Source organism: Ochrobactrum sp. SFR4 (assembly GCF_019730395.1).
Taxonomy (GTDB): Bacteria; Pseudomonadota; Alphaproteobacteria; order Rhizobiales; family Rhizobiaceae; genus Pseudochrobactrum.
On sequence record NZ_JAAPBB010000305.1, the window covers coordinates 1 to 388 of the forward strand.

Annotated in this window: 1 protein-coding gene; it reads left to right on the top strand. The window is 46.4% G+C overall.

Annotation, left to right across the window (positions count from 1 at the left end; translation table 11 throughout):
* Window positions 1–172: 172 nt before the first annotated feature.
* Window positions 173–388, top strand: a 216-nt coding sequence (locus HBA93_RS19105; RefSeq protein WP_221724355.1) for a hypothetical protein, incomplete at its 3' end; no start/stop codon positions are given.

Consider the following 388-nt stretch of genomic DNA (forward strand, 5'->3'; position numbering starts at 1 on the left):
GCCCACTAATACAGATCGGATAATCATTCCGAAATCAGTGTCGGCAAATGCAGATCGAGTTCTATTGCTGTCATATTGCGATATATTCATGCTGAACTACGACTTTCCGCCGGTAAAAGCCTCACGATCTGTTGTCGATTGTGGCCTTTTGGGGGTGACAATGAGACTCTTTATGGCATATTCATTTGAAAATGCAATATATAGCATAACGGGCTTTCTGGCTCGCACAGGTAAAGGGAAATGCGGAAATGATTGTCCACAGAATGCTCCTCGCCTCATGCGCCATCATCGGTTTTGCGCCATCGGCGAGTGCAGAATTGATCCTTTGGCAGCAGAATTTTGTCGGATGCTCGGTCTCATCCTCGCCATACACAACGCAGGTTCTTTT